Here is a 16,065-nt window from a genome sequence, read left to right as displayed (position 1 = left end):
GTCAGGCTCCGATGAGCGCGGGCTTGGCGAGCGCGGCGGCGGGCTGGCCGGTGCGCCGGTCGCTGGTGATGCGCCCGTCCTCCAGATGGATGATGCGGTCGGCGTAGGCTTCCAGGCGGGTGTCGTGGGTGACGCAGATCACCGCCGCCCCGTGCTCCTTGGCGGCCCGGTGCAAGAGCTTGATCACCACCTGGCCGTTCTCGCCGTCCAGGGCCGAGGTGGGCTCGTCGGCGAACAGCAGCTTGGGATCCTTGGCGATGGCCCGGGCGATGGCCACCCGCTGCTTCTCGCCGCCGGACAGCTCGGCGGGCCGCTGGTGCATGCGCGGTCCCAGGCCCACCTCCTCCAGCGCCGCGGCGGCCTTGCGGCGGGCCTGCTCGGGCGTCAGCCCGCAGTACTTCAGCACCGTGGTGACCTGCTGCAGGGCCGTCAGCGCCGAGAACAGGTTGAAGCCCTGGAAGATGAAGCCGCAGTGGTCGAGGCGGAACCGGTCGATCCGCGCGGGCCTCAGGTCCCAGAGCTCTTGGCCAAGCGCCGTCACCTGGCCGGCGTCGGGCTTCAGCAGGCCCGACAGGGTGGCGACCAGGGTCGACTTGCCCGAGCCGGACGGGCCCATCACCATGGTCACGTCGCCGTGCAGCGCGTCGAAGTCGACCGCCTTCAGCACCTCGATGTGGGTGCGGCCGGTCTTGAACCGCTTGGAGAGGCCGGTGGCGGAAAGCGCGATGCTCATCTCAACAGGTCCGCAGGCTGGCTCTTCTTCAGGACGCCCAGCGCCATCAGGCCGGAGACCAGGGCGATGAACAGCAGGAGGACGGTGACGCCGATCACCGCCGCGGGCGGGTAGTTCATCGGCAGGCCCGCGCTGCGCCCGAGCAGGGTGACGCCGGCGGTGAAGACGGTGGTCGCCAGCAGGCCCACGACGCCGACCCAGAACGACAGCTCCAGGACCACCATGCGCAGGCTGGGCATCGAGACGCCCAGGGCCCGAAGGCTGGCGAACTCCTTGATGTTGGCCAGGATCGCGCCGCGAAGCGTCTGGGACGTGATGCCGAGGCCGATCAGGAAGCCGAGGAAGACGGAGAACCCGAGCATCACGCCGATGATCTGCTCGCTCATTAGCGCCTCCTCGTTGGCGCGGGCGAGCTCGGGGCGGGTCCAGGCCCTGTAGGCGCCGCCTGACCTGGCGTTGAGCTGGTCGCGGACCAGGTCGGCCTTGGCCGGGTCCTTCAGGCTGACCATCAGCGGGCCGGTCCGAGCGTTCCCGGCCGCGCCGACGCCGAACCCGAGGAGGCGCATGCTGTCCCGCGACATCACCACCGAGGCCTGATTGATGTCCGCGTAGCCGGTGAGGAGGGCCCGCACCTTCACCGTCTTGCCGTTGATCGAGGCGTTGTCGCCCAGCTTCACGCCCAGCCGCGCCTGCGCCGTCTCGTCGATGGCGACGGCGTAAGGCTCCAGGAGGGCGATGCGCACGCTCTCGGGATAGTCGACGGGCAGGGTGACCGCGCCGGGACGGGGGTCGACCATGCGGATGGCGACGAACTGGGTGACCCGCTTCGCCTCGCCCTTTGGCTGGTTCATCCACATGCCGCCGTTGCCTTCGAAGCTGGCGACTTCCACCACCTCCGGGTGCATGTAGATCTGCGGCTGGATGCGCCGGGGCAGGCCCACGTTGCCGCCGTTGATCAGCGCCTCGGCCTTCGGCGCCAGGATGATCACGTCGGCCCGGGAGCGGTCGATGGTGGCGGTGACCGAGCGGACGATGCCGGAGAACATGCCGACCTGCGCCAGGATCAGCAGGCCGGAGAAGGCCAGCGCGATCACCGCGGCCATGTAGCGTCGCCACTCGTAGATCAACGTGGCCAGCGCCAGCGACATCGCCTCCCCCTCTAGTTGTGCGGACTATCGCAAGCGGCCAGGGCGGGCGCGAGTTAAATCGAGGTAACGGGCGCCGCGCCGTCTGGCCACGCTGCTTCGGTGCAGCTACAGGAAAGCCCAATCCGGGGACGAAATTGCGCCCCGCCGCTGTTCGGGAACACGAATGAACCCCAAGCTCTTCGCCGCCGCCAGCGCGGCCGCCCTGGTCTCTTTCGCCGCGCCCGCCCTCGCCGACGAGGGCATGTGGACCTTCGACAACTTCCCCTCGGCTGAGGTCGAGAAGGCCTACGGCGTGAAGATCGACAAGCGCTGGCTGGACACGGTGCAGGCCGCCTCCGTGCGCCTGACCAGCGGCTGCTCGGCCTCGGTGGTCTCCGGCGAGGGCCTGGTGATGACCAACGACCACTGCGTCATCGACTGCCAGCAGGCGCTGTCCACGGCCGAGCAGGACTATGTGAAGAACGGGTTCGTGCCCGCCGGCCGCAGCGAAGAGCGCACCTGCCCGGGCATGCAGGCCGAGATCCTGACGTCGATCAGCGACGTGACCGGCGAGATCAACGCGGCGACGGCCGGCAAGACCGGCGGCGACTTCATCCGCGCCCGCGACGCGGCCATCGCAGAGGCGGAGTCGGCGGCCTGCGCCAAGGACTCCGCGACCGAGCGCTGCCAGGTCGTCAGCCTCTACCGGGGCGGCCAGTACAAGCTCTACAAGTACCGCAAGTACGCCGACGTGCGGCTGGCGTTCGCGCCGGAGTACGCCAGCGCCTTCTTCGGCGGCGATCCCGACAACTTCAACTTCCCCCGCTTCAACCTCGATGCCGCCTTCCTGCGGCTCTACGAGAACGGCAAGCCGGCCCGCACGCCCCAGCACCTGACCTGGGTCGCCCGCGCGCCCAAGGAGGGCGAGCCGGTGTTCGTCTCCGGCAACCCCGGCTCCACCGACCGGCTGATGACCGTCTCGCAGCTGGAGACCCAGCGCGACCTGGCCATCCCCATCGCCCAGCTGCAGCGCTCGGAGCTGCGCGGCCGGCTGCTGCAGTTCTCGGCCGAGAACGCCGAGCACAAGCGGATCGCCCTCGACACCCTCACCGGCGTCGAGAACAGCTTCAAGGTCTTCTACGGCCGCCAGTTCGCCCTGAACGACAAGGCCTTCATGGACGCCAAGCGGGCCTCCGAGGCCGAGCTGAAGGCCAAGGTCGCGGCCGATCCGAAGCTGGCCGCCGAGGTCGGCGACCCCTGGGGCGAGATCGACAAGGCGCAGGCCGCCTACGCCGAGCACTTCCTGCGCTATCGCCAGCTGGAGACGGCCCCGACGACCTCCGACCTCTTCGCCTACGCCCGGGCCCTGGTGCGCGGCGCCCAGGAGCGGGCCAAGCCCGCGGCCGAGCGGCTGCCGGAGTTCGGCGAGGCCCGCCTGCCGCTGCTCGAAAAGCAGCTGCTGGACGCCCAGCCGGTGGAAGCGCCGCTCGAGGAGCTGGCGCTCGCCTACTGGCTCTCCAAGACCCGCGAGTACCTGCTGACCGACGATCCGGCCGTGAAGCTGCTGCTCGGCAAGGAGAGCCCCGAGGCGCTCGCCGAGCGGCTCGCCACGACCAGCAAGCTCGCCGATCCGGCCGTGCGCAAGGCGCTCTGGGACGGCGGGCTGGCCGCCGTCCAGGCGTCCGACGATCCGATGATCCAGCTGGTGCTGCGCACCGACCCGGCCGCCCGCGCCGCCCGCAGCGCCTGGGAGAGCCAGGTGAGCGGCCCGATCGACCGCGCGGCCGAGAAGATCGCCAAGGCCCGCTTCGCGGTCTACGGCGACGCGGTCTACCCGGACGCCACCTTCACCGCCCGCCTGTCCTACGGAAAGGTCGCCGGCTGGACCCACCGGGGCCAGACGGTCCCGGCCTTCACCGACTTCGCCGGCCTCTACGACCGGGCGACGGGCGCCGAGCCCTACCAGCTCGCCCCGCGGTGGGGCCAGGCCCAGTCCAAGCTGAACCCGAAGACGGTGTTCAACTTCGTCACCACCAACGACATCATCGGCGGCAACTCCGGCTCGCCGGTGGTCAACGCCAAGGGCGAGGTGCTGGGCGCGGCCTTCGACGGCAACATCCACTCGCTGGGCGGCAACTACGGCTACGACGGCACGGCCAACCGCACCGTGGTGGTCTCCACCGCGGCGATCACCGAAGCCCTGGACAAGGTCTACGGCCAGCAGGCGCTGCTGAAGGAGCTGAAGGCCCGCTGACTGGCGGGGATGGGTGACAGCTAGCGCTTCGCGCAACCAGTCACCGAGGATCGTCGGTGACTGGTTGGGCCGTCCGGCGGACGGGCCTACCTGTCACCTTTGCGAGGCTTGACGCCGGCCCGCCAGACCTGCCTCTGAACCTCTCCGCCTGCCCAGCCGCGAAAGGACCGTCATGAAGGGCTTCGTCGAGAACATCGAGAAACTGACGACGGAGAACGGCGACTTCCGCCGCGTGCTCTACACCGGGGCCAACCTCCAGCTGGTGCTGATGAGCCTGAAGCCCGGCGAGGAGATCGGCGAGGAGGTGCACGACGACCGCGACCAGTTCTTCCGCTTCGAGTCCGGCGCCGGCGAGGTGTTCATCGACGGCGTCCGCCACGAGGTGGAGGACGACGACGCGGTGATCGTCCCGGCTGGGGCCCGGCACAACGTGCGCAACGCGGGCGGCCAGCCGCTGCAGTTCTACACCCTCTACGGCCCGCCCGAGCACCGCGACCGCGTGGTCCACAAGACCAAGGCCGACTCCGACCGCGACCACGACAACGACCACTTCGACGGCAAGACGACGGAGTAGGGGCGCCGCTCAGCGGGTCGGAGGCGGGGCCGCGTAGGCCTCGTCACAAAAGTACTCCGCTCATCCCGGCGAACGCCGGGACCCAGGTCCTGGACTCAGACGTGGCTGGATAGCCGCTGAGGATGGTGGAAGGCGATTTTGCGCCCGCCAATGGGTCCCGGCATTCGCCGGGATGAGCGGGTGTTGTGCGTTCATCGGTGGCGCCGGCGTCGCTGACAGGCCCGCGGCGACGCTTCGCCTTGCCGGGGCCCGCCCCGATCCTTCAAATCCACGGGAGCGCGGCCGAATCGGCGCCGCGCAGGGGCGGGGCATGTTCGGACCGGAGAATGCGCAGAGCCTGGTCGGGCTGTCCCTGACCCTTGGCGTCTGCTGGGCGCTGTCGGACGACCGGCGCAGGTTTCCCTGGCGGCTGGCGCTGGGGGCGATCGCCGTGCAGATCGGCCTCGTCCTCTTGCTGTTCGGCCTGCCGGGGTCGCAAGCCGCCGTTGCGGCGGTGAACTCGGTGGTGGACGGCCTGGCGGCCGCGACCTCCACCGGCGCCCAGTTCGTGTTCGGCTACATGGCCGGCGGGGCCCAGCCCTACCCGGTGTCCAACCAGGGGGCGCTGTTCGTCTTCGCCTTCCAGGTGCTGCCGCTGATCCTGGTGATCTCGGCGCTGTCGGCCCTGCTCTGGCACTGGAAGATCCTGAAGTGGATCACCCAGGGCTTCGGCCTGCTCTTCCAGCGGACCATGGGTCTGGGCGGCGCCTCGGCCCTGGCGGTGGCGGTGAACATCTTCGTCGGCATGATCGAGAGTCCGATCGTCATCCGGGCCTACCTGGACAAGCTGACCCGCTCGGAGCTCTTCCTGATGATGGTGGTGGGCCTGGCCACCGTCGCCGGCTCGACCATGGTCGCCTACGCCACCATCCTGCGTCCCGTGCTGCCGGACGCGGCGGCCCACGTGCTCGCCGCCTCGATCATCTCGGCCCCGGCCGGGGTGCTGCTGGCCCGGATCATGGTGCCGGAGAAGCCGGGGCAGGGCGGCGCCCACGCCGACTACCGCTCGCTGCTCAAGTACGACAGCTCCATCGACGCCATCAGCAAGGGGACCATGGACGGCCTGTCGGTGGTGCTGAACATCAGCGCCATCCTGATCGTCTTCGTCGCCTTCGTGGCCATCGCCAACGGCCTGCTGGGCGCCTTCCCGGACGTCGCCGGCGGCCCGCTCACCGTCGAACGCATCCTCGGCGTGATCTTCGCGCCGCTGGCCTGGGCCCTCGGCGTCGAGTGGAGCGAGGCCGGGACGGCCGGCTACCTGCTGGGCGTCAAGCTGATGCTCACCGAGTTCATCGCCTTCATCCAGCTGGGCGCCGTGCCGCCCGAAGAGATGGGCGAGCGGACCCGCACCATCATGACCTACGCCCTCTGCGGCTTCGCCAATGTCGGCTCGGTCGGGATCACCGTCACCGGGATGGGCGTGCTGATGCCCGAGCGCCGCAGCGAGATCATCGGGCTGGTCTGGAAGGCGCTGCTGGCCGGCTTCCTCGCCACCTGCATGACCGCCTCCCTGGTCGGCGCCATGCCGAGCGGCCTGTTCTGAGGAGCCGATCAATGAAGTCCCTGCTCGCCGCCCTCGCGCTGGTCCTGACCCCCGCCCTCGCCGCGGCGCAGGACTTCACCGTCGTCGGCCTCGACGGCAAGGCCAGGACCCTGACCGCCGCCCAGATGGCCGACATGCCCCGGGAAAGCGTCAAGCTCGCCGGCAAGAAGACTTATGAGGGCCCGGTGCTCGCCTACGTCCTGCGCGAGGCCGGCGCTCCGTCCGGCGCGCGCCTGCACGGGCCGGCCATGCGCACCTACGTCGTCGTCCGCGCCAAGGACGGCTTCGCCGCCGTTCTCTCACTCGCCGAGACCGACAAGGACTTCTCGAACGGCCTCGCCATCCTCGCCGACAAGGTGGACGGCCAGCCCCTCTCCGAGCGCGACGGCCCCTACCGCCTCGTCGTCGACGGCGACCTCAAGGGCTCCCGCAGCGTCTGGGGCGCGACCAGCGCCGAGCTGAAGACGGCGGACTAGCCTTCCCTTCCTTCAACGGGAGGGAAGGTTCAGCCCTTGATCAGTTCCAGGGAGCGGATGCGCGTGGCGAGGCTCGGACCCGTGGCCATGACGAACACCTCGTCGGCGCCCGTCTGCGCCGCCTTCTCCTCCAGCCGGGCGCGCACGAACCCCGGGGCGCCCGCCAGGCTGCGGGCTTCGATCGCGGCCAGGGCGGGAGAGCCGGCGTGTTCGGCGAGGAAGGCCTCCGCCGCCTCGACGGTGCGGAACCGCTGCCGGCGGCCCATGCTGGTGGCGAGCTGCGAGGCCCGCCGCGGGGCGTCCAGCCGGCGCGCCTCCTCGGCCGTGTCCGCCGCCAGCGCGGCGGTCGCCACGCCCGCCCAGGGCGCGTCGAGGAACGGCCCCGGCCGGAAGGCGGCGCGGTAGGCGGCCACCGCCGGCCCGCCGTCGGCCCGGGCGATGAACTCGGCGAAGACCATCCCCACGCCCGACGCGCCCGCCCAGGCGGCGCTCTCGGCCGAGGAGCAGAGCATGAAGAGCTGCGGGTGGGAGGGGCCCGAGGGGTTGGCGCGGATGTCGTGCGCCGGATGCTCCGGCCCGATGGGCGCCTTGCCCGTGGCGTCCAGCAGCCAGGCGGCCAGCAGGGCGAAGTAGTGCTCGAACGCCTCCGAGCCGGAGGAGCGCAGCGCGCCCGCCGTGCGCGGGTCCGTCCCCAGCGCCCGGCCGACGCCCAGGTCGATGCGGCCGGGGGCCAGCGCCTCCAGTTCCATGAACACCTCGGCCACCTTCAGCGGCGAGTAGTTGACCAGCATTACCCCGCCGGAGCCCAGCCGGATGCGGCTCGTCGCCTGGGTCAGCGCCGCGATCAGGATCTCCGGCGCGGGCGAGCCCAGTCCGCCGATGTTGTGGTGCTCGGCCACCCAGAAGCGGTGGTAGCCGCACCGCTCGGCCGCCTTCGCCACCTCGATGCTCTCGCGCACCGCCTGCGCCTGGGTGGCGTCGCCGGTGACGGGGGACAGGTCGAGGACGGAAAGCAGGGCCACGAGGATCGATGTATGGCGCCGCTCACCGACGGGGAAGGGCGGTACGCGGAACCAAGCGCGCCGGAAGATTCGACACGAAGACCACAAAGACCACAAAGAGCACGAAGACGACTGAGGCGCTCAATCGCCGCGTCCTCAATCCACGCGCGGCGGGCGCGCGCACTCGGCCCTTCGTGGTCTTTGTGGTCTTGGTGTTCAACCAGCTGCCGTCGGGCGAGCCCTGTGCTGGCCGGTGACGGGTTGGGGCGCGGAGCGGCCCTACCTGTCACCTTTCGCGGATGTCTGGTCGGGGTGACAGGTAGCGCCTGGGGCGCAACCAGTCACCGACGACTTCAGCTCCGCTTGGTGCGCGGGCCGGTCTTCTTGATGACCGCGGAGAAGCTCATCACCGGGTCGGCACCCGTGGTGATCATCCCCCGCACGAATACCATGGAGCGGCCGGCCTTGACCACCTCGCCGGTGGCTTCGACCAGGGCGCCCTCGGGCACCGAGCCCACGAACTCGCCATTGAAGGTGGCGGTGACGCTGTGGCTCTCGGTCAGCACGTCTCTCGCGATCACGAACAGCGCGAAATCGGCGAAGGTCATGATGCAGCCGCCGTGCATGAAGCCGCCGCCGTTCATGTGCTTCTTCTCGGCCCGGAAGGCGCAGCGCGGCCGCCCGTCGGCGTCCTTGCGCCAGTAGAAGGGGCCGGCGTGGTCCTCGAACGGGTCGCCGCCCACGAAGTGGTTCCAGCCGGCGAATTCGCCCTCGGTGATGGTCTCCAGGCCCCAGACTTCGCCCTGTTCGCCGCCGTCCATGGAAATCCCCTCTCGTCCCGGTGCGCGAAGCGTTTGCGGGCGCCCGGTTCCGCTACTAGTTTGCCGCCGAATTTCGAACAGCCGGCCGCGCGGGGTAGTCGGCGAGGAGCGATGATGCAAGGCCGTACCGTCTATCTCTGCACCGGGATCCGCACGCCGATCGGCCGCTACGGCGGCGCGCTGGCCAAGGTGCGCGCCGACGATCTGGCCGCCCATCCGCTCAGGGCGCTGATGGAAGCCCTGCCCAAGGTCGACTGGGAGGACCTGGACGAGGTGGTCTACGGCTGCGTGAACCAGGCCGGCGAGGACAACCGCAACGTCGCCCGCATGGCCCTGTTGCTGGCCGGCCTGCCGAGCTCGGTGCCGGGCCTGACGGTCAACCGCCTCTGCGCCTCGGGCCTGGACGCCACCATCACCGGCGCCCGCTCCATCGCCACGGGCGAGGCCGACCTCGTCATCACCGGCGGCGTCGAGAGCATGACCCGCGCGCCCTTTGTGATGGGCAAGGCCGACAGCGCCTTCTCCCGCAGCGCCGAGATCTTCGACACCACCATCGGCTGGCGGTTCGTGAACCCGAAGATGCAGAAGGACTACGGCGTGGACTCCATGCCGGAGACCGCCGAGAACGTCGCCACCGACTACCAGATCGCCCGGGACGACCAGGACGCCTTCGCCCTGCGCAGCCAGCAGCGGGTCGGCAAGGCCCGCGAGCGCGGCTTCTTCGACGGCGAGATCAGCCCGGTCACCATCAAGGACCGCAAGGGCGACGTCGTCGTGGCGCAGGACGAGCATCCGCGCCCCGACACCAGCCTGGACGCCCTGAAGGGCCTGAAGCCCATCGTCCGCCCCGACGGCACGGTCACCGCCGGCAACGCCTCGGGCGTCAACGACGGCGCGGCGGCCCTGCTGCTGGCGTCCGAGGAGGCGGTGAAGAAGTACGGCCTGGAGCCCATCGCCCGCATCGAAGCCGGCGCGGCCGGCGGCGTCGCCCCGCGGATCATGGGCGTCGGTCCCGTGCCCGCGGTGGAGAAGCTCTGCGCCCGCCTGGGGATCAGCCCGCGCGATTTCGACGTGGTCGAGCTCAACGAAGCCTTTGCCGCCCAGGCCCTGGCCTGCACCCGCTCCTGGGGCCTGCCCGACGACGCCGAGCACGTGAATTCCAACGGCGGCGCCATCGCCATCGGCCACCCGCTCGGCGCCTCCGGCGCGCGCCTGGCGCTCACCGCCGCCCGCTCGCTGAAGGAACGCGGCGGCGAGCGGGCGCTGGCCACCATGTGCGTCGGGGTCGGCCAGGGCTCGGCCATGGCGCTGGCGAAGGTGTAGGGCCACGGCCGGGGCCGACCCGCGCGACTGGCCGCCGCTCCCTTACGCGGCGTGGAAGGACACCTGCCGCACGCTCCACCTGTTCACCCAGGTGGTCGGGAAGGTGCGGCTGGCGCAGACGCCCTGGTTGAACCACTCCTGGCAGGCGCCGCTCTACGTCAGCGCCCGCGGTCTGACCACGGGACCGGTCACCCACGGCCGGCGCCTGTTCGACATCGAGTTCGACTTCGTCGACCAGCAGCTGAGGTTCCGCACCGACGTGGCGCTGGCGGACCTGCCGCTCGGCCCCATGTCGGTCGCCGCCTTCCATGAGGCGGTGCTGGGCGCGCTCGCAGAGCTCGCCGTCCCGGTGGCCATTCATGGCGCGCCGAACGAGCTGCCGGAGGCGGTCCCGTTCGCCGAGGACGTCGCGCCGCGCGTCTACGATCCGGGCCAGGTCCTGGCCTTCTGGCGCGCGCTCGTTCAGGCCGATCGGGTGATGAAGCTGTTCCGCACCGGCTTCCTGGGCAAGGCCAGCCCGGTGCACTTCTTCTGGGGCAGCTTCGACCTTGCGGTGACCCGCTTTTCAGGCCGGGCCGCCCCGCCGCACCCGGGCGGGGTGCCGAACCTGCCGGACGCGGTGGCCCGCGAAGCCTACTCCCACGAAGTCAGCAGCGCCGGCTTCTGGCCCGGCGGGCCGGGCGCGGAGGAGCCGGTGTTCTATTCCTACGCCTATCCAGAGCCGGCCGGCTTCCGCGACGCGCCCGTCGCGCCGGCGGCGGCGCGCTACGACACTGGGCTCGGCGAATTCCTGTTGCCCTACGAGGCCGTGCGGACGGCGGCCGATCCGGACGCCGAGCTGATGGCCTTCCTGACCTCCACCTACGAGGCGGCGGCCAACGCCGGCCGGTGGGACCGCGCGGCGCTGGAGTGCGATTTCGGCGAGCCCCGCCGTCCGCGGCCCGTCTAGCCGGCCTTGCACAGGGCCCGGCGCTGGACCAAAACGGCGCAAACGACAGACCGGGACCGCCCCAATGCCTCTCGACATGGATACCCGCACCCAGCTGGTGGACACCGTCCGCCGGTTCGTCTCCGAGCGGCTGCGCCCGCTGGAAGCCCAGGTGGCCGAGCAGGACGCGGTGCCCGAGGACGTGCTGGAGGAGATGAAGGGGCTGGGCCTCTACGGCCTGTCGATCCCCGCCGAATACGGCGGCCTGGACCTGTCCATGGAGGACGAGTGCCTGGTGGCCATCGAGCTCGGCCGGACCAGCCCGGCCTTCCGCTCGGCCTTCGGCACCAACGTGGGCATCGGCTCCCAGGGCCTGGTCATGTTCGGCACCGAGGAGCAGAAGGCCAAGTACCTGCCCGGCATCGCCTCCGGCGAGATCGTCACCTCCTTCGCTTTGACCGAGCCGGAGGCGGGCTCCGACAGCGCCAACGTTCAGTTGCGCGCCGAGCGCCAGGGCGACGTCTACGTCCTGAACGGCGCCAAGCGGTTCATCACCAACGCCAACCGGGCCCACCTCTTCACGGTGATGGCGAGGTCCGATCCGTCCAAGCCGGGCGCCGGCGGCGTCTCGGCCTTCCTGGTGGAGCGCAACTCCCCGGGCCTGTCGGTGGGCAGACCTGAGAAGAAGATGGGCCAGCAGGGCGCCCACATCTGCGACGTCATCTTCGACAACGTCCGGGTGCCGGTGGAGAACCGCCTCGGCGAGGAAGGGCAGGGCTTCCGCGTCGCCATGCAGGTGCTGGACCGCGGCCGGCTGCACATCTCGGCCGTCTGCGTCGGCGTCTCCGAGCGGCTGATCGCCGACTGCGTGGCCTACGCCTCCGAGCGCAAGCAGTTCGGCCAGCCGATCGCCGGCTTCCAGCTGATCCAGGGGATGATCGCCGACTCCAAGACCGAGTCCATGGCGGCCAAGGCCCTGACCATGGAGACCGCCCGCAAGCGCGACGCCGGCGAAAGCGTCACCATGGAGGCCGCCGCCGCCAAGTACTTCGCTTCCGAGATGGTGGGGAAGGTCGCCGACCGGGCGGTGCAGATCTTCGGCGGCGCCGGCTACGTCGCCGACCACGGCATCGAGCGCTTCTACCGCGACGTGCGGATCTTCCGCATCTACGAGGGCACCAGCCAGATCCAGCAGGTGGTCATCGCCCGCGAGACCCTGAAGCGGGGCGGCTAGATGAGCGCCGAGGTGGAGGCCGCGATCTTCGACCTCCTGGGCAAGCTGCCGCCCGGCAAGTCGGTCTCGCCGGAGGAGGTCGCCCGCGCGGTCGACCCCAACGGCTGGCGCCGCGAACTCGGCAAGGTGCGCCCCGTCGCCGTGGGCCTGGCCCGCGCCGGCAAGCTGGTCATCACCCGCCACGGCAAGCCGGCCGATCCGGAGAAGTTCAAGGGCGTCTGGCGGATGCGGCTGCCGGATGAGGCCCAGGAGGGGTGACAGGTAGCGCCCTGCGGGCGCAACCAGTCACCAACGCCCGCCGGTGACTGGTTGGGCGCAGCCCTACCTGTCACCCAGCTAGCTGACGTTCGCCGCGACCTTCGGCAGGGGCGCGAACGAGCCGACCTGCAGCACGGGACCGCCCGCCTTCGCCGGCTGCAAGGTCCCGCTGACCAGCACCCGACGGCCGACGAACCGGCGCGGATCGCCGCCGGGGAAGGCGAGCGCGAGCCTCTGGCCGGCGCCGCCGCACAGCGGCCGCTCCAACTGCAGGGCGAACTGAGGGCCGCGTGCGGTGAGAACGCCCTTAAGCGTGTTCACACCTGGCGACAGCGCCTGGCAGCCTTCGGTCGCGGCCGCGGCGGGCCAGGCGACAAGCACCGCTCCCAACGCTCCGAGGTATCTCCCGCTCATCTCCAAGCTCTCATCTCGTCATCCCGGGCGGCCGAAGGACCGACCCGGGACCCAGGTTTCCTGCACCGCTGCTGGGTCCCGGCTCTCCGCTCCGCTCCGGCCGGGATGACGGGAGGGTGTCAGGACGGGTTGGCCGCCTTGTAGGCCTTCACGGCCGCGTTGTAGGCGGCGCCGACCTTTTCCTTGTCCGACTGGTTGGCGGAGACCTGGCGCTGGGCCCGGTCGGCGATGGAGGAATCGAACGCGACCTTCTTGGCCTTGGCCTCGTCCTTCTTCGCCTTGGCCTCGGCCAGGACGCAGGTCTGGAAGGCGTCCGAGGCCTTGATGAAGTCCACGGTCTGCTGCTTGGCGGCGGTCAGGGCCTCGACGCTGGCCGAGGCGGCCTGGCTGTCGATGGCCGGCGCTTCGGGCCGCGTGCAGGCCTCCTGGGCGAGGGCCGGGCCGGCGAGGGCGGCGGCGGCCAGCGCGCCGATCATCAGGTGACGGTTCATGGGGGCTCCGTAAGCGACCTTTCGCCTTCCCAGCATGCCGAGAGATTGGGCGCAACCGTGGCGAGGACGCCGGCCGACACTACATCCGCCCCATGTCCCTTCCGGCCCTCCTCGACGAGATCCGCGCCTGCCGGGCCTGCGCCGGTGAGCTGGCGCACGAGCCGCGGCCGGTGGTGCGGGTCAGCGAGGCGACGCGGCTGCTGATCTGCGGCCAGGCGCCGGGGCGGCGGGTGCACGAGAGCGGGCTGCCGTTCGACGATCCCTCGGGCGACCGCCTGCGCCAATGGCTGGGGGTGGACCGGGCCGCCTTCTACGGCCATCCGGCCATCGGCGTCGCGGCCATGGCCTTCTGTTTTCCGGGCACCGATCCCAAGGGCGGCGACTATCCGCCGATGCCGGTCTGCGCGCAGCTGTGGCGGCCCCGGCTGCTGGCCAGCCTGCCGAACGTGGAGCTCACCCTGCTGGTGGGCTCCTACGCCCAGGCCTGGGCGCTGAAGGGGCGCGTGAAGGCGAACATGACCGAGACGGTTCGGGCCTGGCGCGACTACCTGCCGGCCTATCTGCCGCTGCCGCATCCGTCCTGGCGCAACACCGGCTGGCTGAAGCGCAATCCTTGGTTCGACGACGAAGTGACGCCCTTCCTTCGCGGGCGCGTGCAGGACATCATCGGGACATGAGGCGGCTCATTGTCCTGATCGCAGCCTTGATGCTGACCGGCTGCGCCCCCCTGCTGGCCCAGCGGCCCGGCGACCCGCCCGAGTGGTTCAAGGGCCCCTACGTCGCCGGCGAGACCTTCGTCAGCTTCGACGGCGCCCCGCTCGGCCTGACCACCTGGCTGCCGCCGGAGGGCGAGCCCTGGGCGGTGATCGTCGGCGTGCACGGCATGAACGACTACGCCAACGCCTTCCACTTCGCCGGGGAATACTGGGCCGAGCAGGGGATCGCCACCTACGCCTACGACCAGCGCGGCTTCGGCCGCTCGCCGAATCGGGGCGTCTGGGGCGGCGACGAGACGATGGTGGAGGACCTGCGCGCCGTCACCGCCTTCGTGCGCAGGAAGCATCCCGATGCGGTCATCGCGGTGATGGGCGAGAGCATGGGCGGGGCGATCGCCATCAAGGCCTTCGCCTCCAGCCGCCCGCCGGACGCCGACCGGCTGATCCTCTCCGCCCCGGCCGTCTGGGGCTGGTCCAGCCAGCCGCTGCCCTACAAGACCGCGCTGTGGCTGGCGGCGCACGTGACCGGCTCGAAGGTCTACACCCCGCCCAGCTGGATCACCCGCAAGATCCAGGCGAGCGACAACCGCGACGAGCTGATCGCCATGGGCAAGGACCCGCTGATGATCTGGGGCGCGCGGAGCGACACCCTCTACCACCTGGTCAGCGCGATGGACTCCGGCCTCCAGGGCATCGACGAGGTGGAGGCGCCGATCCTCTATCTCTACGGGGCCAACGACGAGATCATCCCCAAGAGGCCCAGCTTCAAGGCGGCGGCCCAGCTCAAGCCTTCCGACCGCACCGCCTACTACCGGCGCGGCTACCACCTGCTGATGCGCGACAAACAGCGGCAGGTGGTGTTCGACGACGTGGTCGCCTGGCTGAAGGATGCGCAGGGGCCGCTGCCCTCGGGCGCGCCCGCCATTCCGCGCCGTGAACGCGAGCGCGAGCCGGACCGCAGGGTTGTGGCCGCGGGCCGGGGAGCGTAGAGGCGGAGCCTCCCCCCGTCGCAAGGGCGTTCCACGGAAATGGCCGCCGGCGACACGAACGCGCTCAAAAGTCCCGATTTGAAGACATGACCCTGTTCGACTCCGCCGCCTTCGAAGGCCACGAAGGCGTGCACGCCTTTTTCGATCCCGCCAGCGGCCTCAAGGCCATCGTCGCCGTGCACTCCACCGCGCGCGGCCCGGCGGCGGGCGGCTGCCGCATGTGGCCCTACGCCAGCGCCGAGGCGGCGCTGGAGGACGCCCTGCGCCTCTCCCGGGCCATGTCCTACAAGAACGCCATGGCCGATCTGGAGCTGGGCGGCGGCAAGGCGGTGGTGATCGGCGATCCGCGCACCGCCAAGACCCCGGCGCTGTTCGAGGCGTTCGGGGCGGCGGTGGACTCGCTCGGCGGGCGCTACTGGACGGCCGAGGACGTCGGCGTCTCGCCCGCCGACCTGGCCCACGCCCGCAAACGCTCCACCTTCGTGGCCGGCCTGGACCACCACCCCGCCGCCTCGGGCGATCCGAGCCCCGTCACCGCCGAGGGCGTGTTCCGCGGCGTGCGCCTCTGCGTCGCCCGTGCGCTGGGCAAGGAATTGTCGCAGGTCACGGTGGCCATCCAGGGCGTCGGCCACGTGGGCGCCTACCTGGCGGAGAAGCTTCACGCCGCCGGTGCGAGGCTGATCATCGCCGACGTGAACGCCGCCGCCGTCGAGGCCGTGGCCGCCCGCACCGGCGCCCAGGTCGTGCCGCCGGACGCCATCTGCGAGGCCGAGGCCGACGTCTTCGCGCCCTGCGCCCTGGGCGGGGCGATCAGCGCCAGGACCCTGCCGCGGCTGAAGGCCAAGGTGATCGCCGGGGGGGCGAACAACCAGCTCTCCGGGCCGGAGGCCGGCCGGGCCCTGTTCGAGAAGGGCCTGCTCTACGCCCCCGACTACGTGATCAACGGCGGCGGCATCATCAACGTGGCCGGCGAGATCCGCGCCATCGCCCGGGGCGAGGCCTTCGACCCCGCCTGGGTCGCCGCCAAGCTCGACCGGCTGACCCAGACGCTGGAAGAGGTCCTCGACCGCAGCCTCTCCGAGGCCCGCCCCACCCACGAGATCGCCGACGAGATGGCGCGGGAGCGGTTGCGGCGCTGAGGCTG

Annotated in this window: 16 protein-coding genes and 1 pseudogene; 11 read left to right on the top strand and 6 right to left on the bottom strand. The window is 71.0% G+C overall.

The features are described 5' to 3' along the window. Position 1: 1 nt before the first annotated feature. Both ACFSC0_RS02315 and ACFSC0_RS02310 read right to left on the bottom strand, forming a co-directional pair. On the bottom strand, positions 2-733 hold the full coding sequence (locus tag ACFSC0_RS02315; protein ID WP_377280960.1) for an ABC transporter ATP-binding protein: 732 nt from the start codon (positions 731-733) through the stop codon (positions 2-4). Beyond that, positions 730-1,881, bottom strand: coding sequence for an ABC transporter permease (locus tag ACFSC0_RS02310; protein WP_377280961.1), 1,152 nt, complete (start codon positions 1,879-1,881; stop codon positions 730-732). Before ACFSC0_RS02310 ends, ACFSC0_RS02315 begins: the two co-directional genes overlap by 4 nt. A 163-nt stretch (positions 1,882-2,044) precedes the next feature. On the opposite strand from ACFSC0_RS02310, the gene ACFSC0_RS02305 reads away from it, so the two are divergent. The 4 genes from ACFSC0_RS02305 to ACFSC0_RS02290 all read left to right on the top strand — a co-directional run bounded on the left by ACFSC0_RS02305 (position 2,045) and on the right by ACFSC0_RS02290 (position 6,746). Then, on the top strand, positions 2,045-4,114 hold the full coding sequence (locus tag ACFSC0_RS02305; RefSeq protein WP_377280962.1) for a S46 family peptidase: 2,070 nt from the start codon (positions 2,045-2,047) through the stop codon (positions 4,112-4,114). A gap of 172 nt (positions 4,115-4,286) precedes the next feature. Beyond that, on the top strand, positions 4,287-4,688 hold the full coding sequence (locus ACFSC0_RS02300; protein WP_377280963.1) for a cupin domain-containing protein: 402 nt from the start codon (positions 4,287-4,289) through the stop codon (positions 4,686-4,688). 310 nt (positions 4,689-4,998) lie between these two features. Beyond that, a complete protein-coding gene (locus ACFSC0_RS02295) occupies positions 4,999-6,270 on the top strand; it encodes a NupC/NupG family nucleoside CNT transporter (protein ID WP_377280964.1) in 1,272 nt (423 codons plus the stop codon). Between the two features lie 11 nt (positions 6,271-6,281). Beyond that, positions 6,282-6,746, top strand: a complete 465-nt coding sequence (locus tag ACFSC0_RS02290) for a hypothetical protein (RefSeq protein ID WP_377280965.1) — start codon at positions 6,282-6,284, stop codon at positions 6,744-6,746. A 29-nt stretch (positions 6,747-6,775) separates the two neighbouring features. Here ACFSC0_RS02290 and ACFSC0_RS02285 read toward each other — a convergent pair whose 3' ends face one another. Both ACFSC0_RS02285 and ACFSC0_RS02280 read right to left on the bottom strand, forming a co-directional pair. Further along, positions 6,776-7,768, bottom strand: a complete 993-nt coding sequence (locus ACFSC0_RS02285; protein ID WP_377280966.1) for an MsnO8 family LLM class oxidoreductase — start codon at positions 7,766-7,768, stop codon at positions 6,776-6,778. Positions 7,769-8,100: 332 nt separating this feature from the next. After that, complete coding sequence (locus ACFSC0_RS02280) at positions 8,101-8,568, bottom strand: PaaI family thioesterase (RefSeq protein ID WP_377280967.1); 468 nt, start codon at positions 8,566-8,568, stop codon at positions 8,101-8,103. A gap of 114 nt (positions 8,569-8,682) precedes the next feature. Here ACFSC0_RS02280 and pcaF point away from each other — a divergent pair, with 114 nt between their 5' ends. From pcaF to ACFSC0_RS02260, 4 genes and pseudogenes are all read left to right on the top strand, one after another. Further along, the gene (pcaF, locus tag ACFSC0_RS02275) at positions 8,683-9,891 is read left to right on the top strand and encodes a 3-oxoadipyl-CoA thiolase (RefSeq protein WP_377280968.1); all 1,209 of its coding nucleotides are present in this window, start codon (positions 8,683-8,685) and stop codon (positions 9,889-9,891) included. A gap of 40 nt (positions 9,892-9,931) precedes the next feature. Beyond that, a pseudogene (locus ACFSC0_RS02270) lies at positions 9,932-10,840 on the top strand (DUF5996 family protein); the annotation flags it as partial. Between the two features lie 64 nt (positions 10,841-10,904). Next, positions 10,905-12,053: an acyl-CoA dehydrogenase family protein gene (locus ACFSC0_RS02265; RefSeq protein WP_377280969.1), complete on the top strand. Its 1,149-nt coding sequence runs from the start codon at positions 10,905-10,907 to the stop codon at positions 12,051-12,053. Next, positions 12,054-12,311, top strand: coding sequence for a DUF3253 domain-containing protein (locus tag ACFSC0_RS02260; RefSeq protein WP_377280970.1), 258 nt, complete (start codon positions 12,054-12,056; stop codon positions 12,309-12,311). It abuts the gene before it with no gap. Between the two features lie 78 nt (positions 12,312-12,389). On the opposite strand, the gene ACFSC0_RS02255 is transcribed toward ACFSC0_RS02260, so the two are convergent. Continuing rightward, entirely contained in the window at positions 12,390-12,725 is a 336-nt protein-coding gene (locus tag ACFSC0_RS02255) for a hypothetical protein (RefSeq protein WP_377280971.1), read from the bottom strand. A gap of 119 nt (positions 12,726-12,844) precedes the next feature. Beyond that, on the bottom strand, positions 12,845-13,216 hold the full coding sequence (locus ACFSC0_RS02250; RefSeq protein ID WP_377280972.1) for a hypothetical protein: 372 nt from the start codon (positions 13,214-13,216) through the stop codon (positions 12,845-12,847). Between the two features lie 92 nt (positions 13,217-13,308). Between ACFSC0_RS02250 and ACFSC0_RS02245 the strand changes: the two genes are divergently transcribed. The 3 genes from ACFSC0_RS02245 to ACFSC0_RS02235 all read left to right on the top strand — a co-directional run bounded on the left by ACFSC0_RS02245 (position 13,309) and on the right by ACFSC0_RS02235 (position 16,060). Further along, positions 13,309-13,893, top strand: a complete 585-nt coding sequence (locus ACFSC0_RS02245) for a uracil-DNA glycosylase family protein (RefSeq protein WP_377280973.1) — start codon at positions 13,309-13,311, stop codon at positions 13,891-13,893. Then, positions 13,890-14,921 (top strand): alpha/beta hydrolase, encoded by a 1,032-nt coding sequence (locus ACFSC0_RS02240; protein WP_377280974.1) that lies wholly within the window; start codon positions 13,890-13,892, stop codon positions 14,919-14,921. Before ACFSC0_RS02245 ends, ACFSC0_RS02240 begins: the two co-directional genes overlap by 4 nt. Before the next feature lie 86 nt (positions 14,922-15,007). Continuing rightward, a complete protein-coding gene (locus ACFSC0_RS02235) occupies positions 15,008-16,060 on the top strand; it encodes a Glu/Leu/Phe/Val dehydrogenase dimerization domain-containing protein (protein ID WP_377280975.1) in 1,053 nt (350 codons plus the stop codon). The last annotated feature ends 5 nt before the right edge of the window (positions 16,061-16,065 follow it).

Source organism: Phenylobacterium terrae (assembly GCF_042681205.1).
Classification (GTDB): domain Bacteria; phylum Pseudomonadota; class Alphaproteobacteria; order Caulobacterales; family Caulobacteraceae; genus Phenylobacterium; species Phenylobacterium terrae.
Note: the sequence above shows the minus strand (reverse complement) of the source record. Positions and strands in the feature narration are given on the sequence as shown.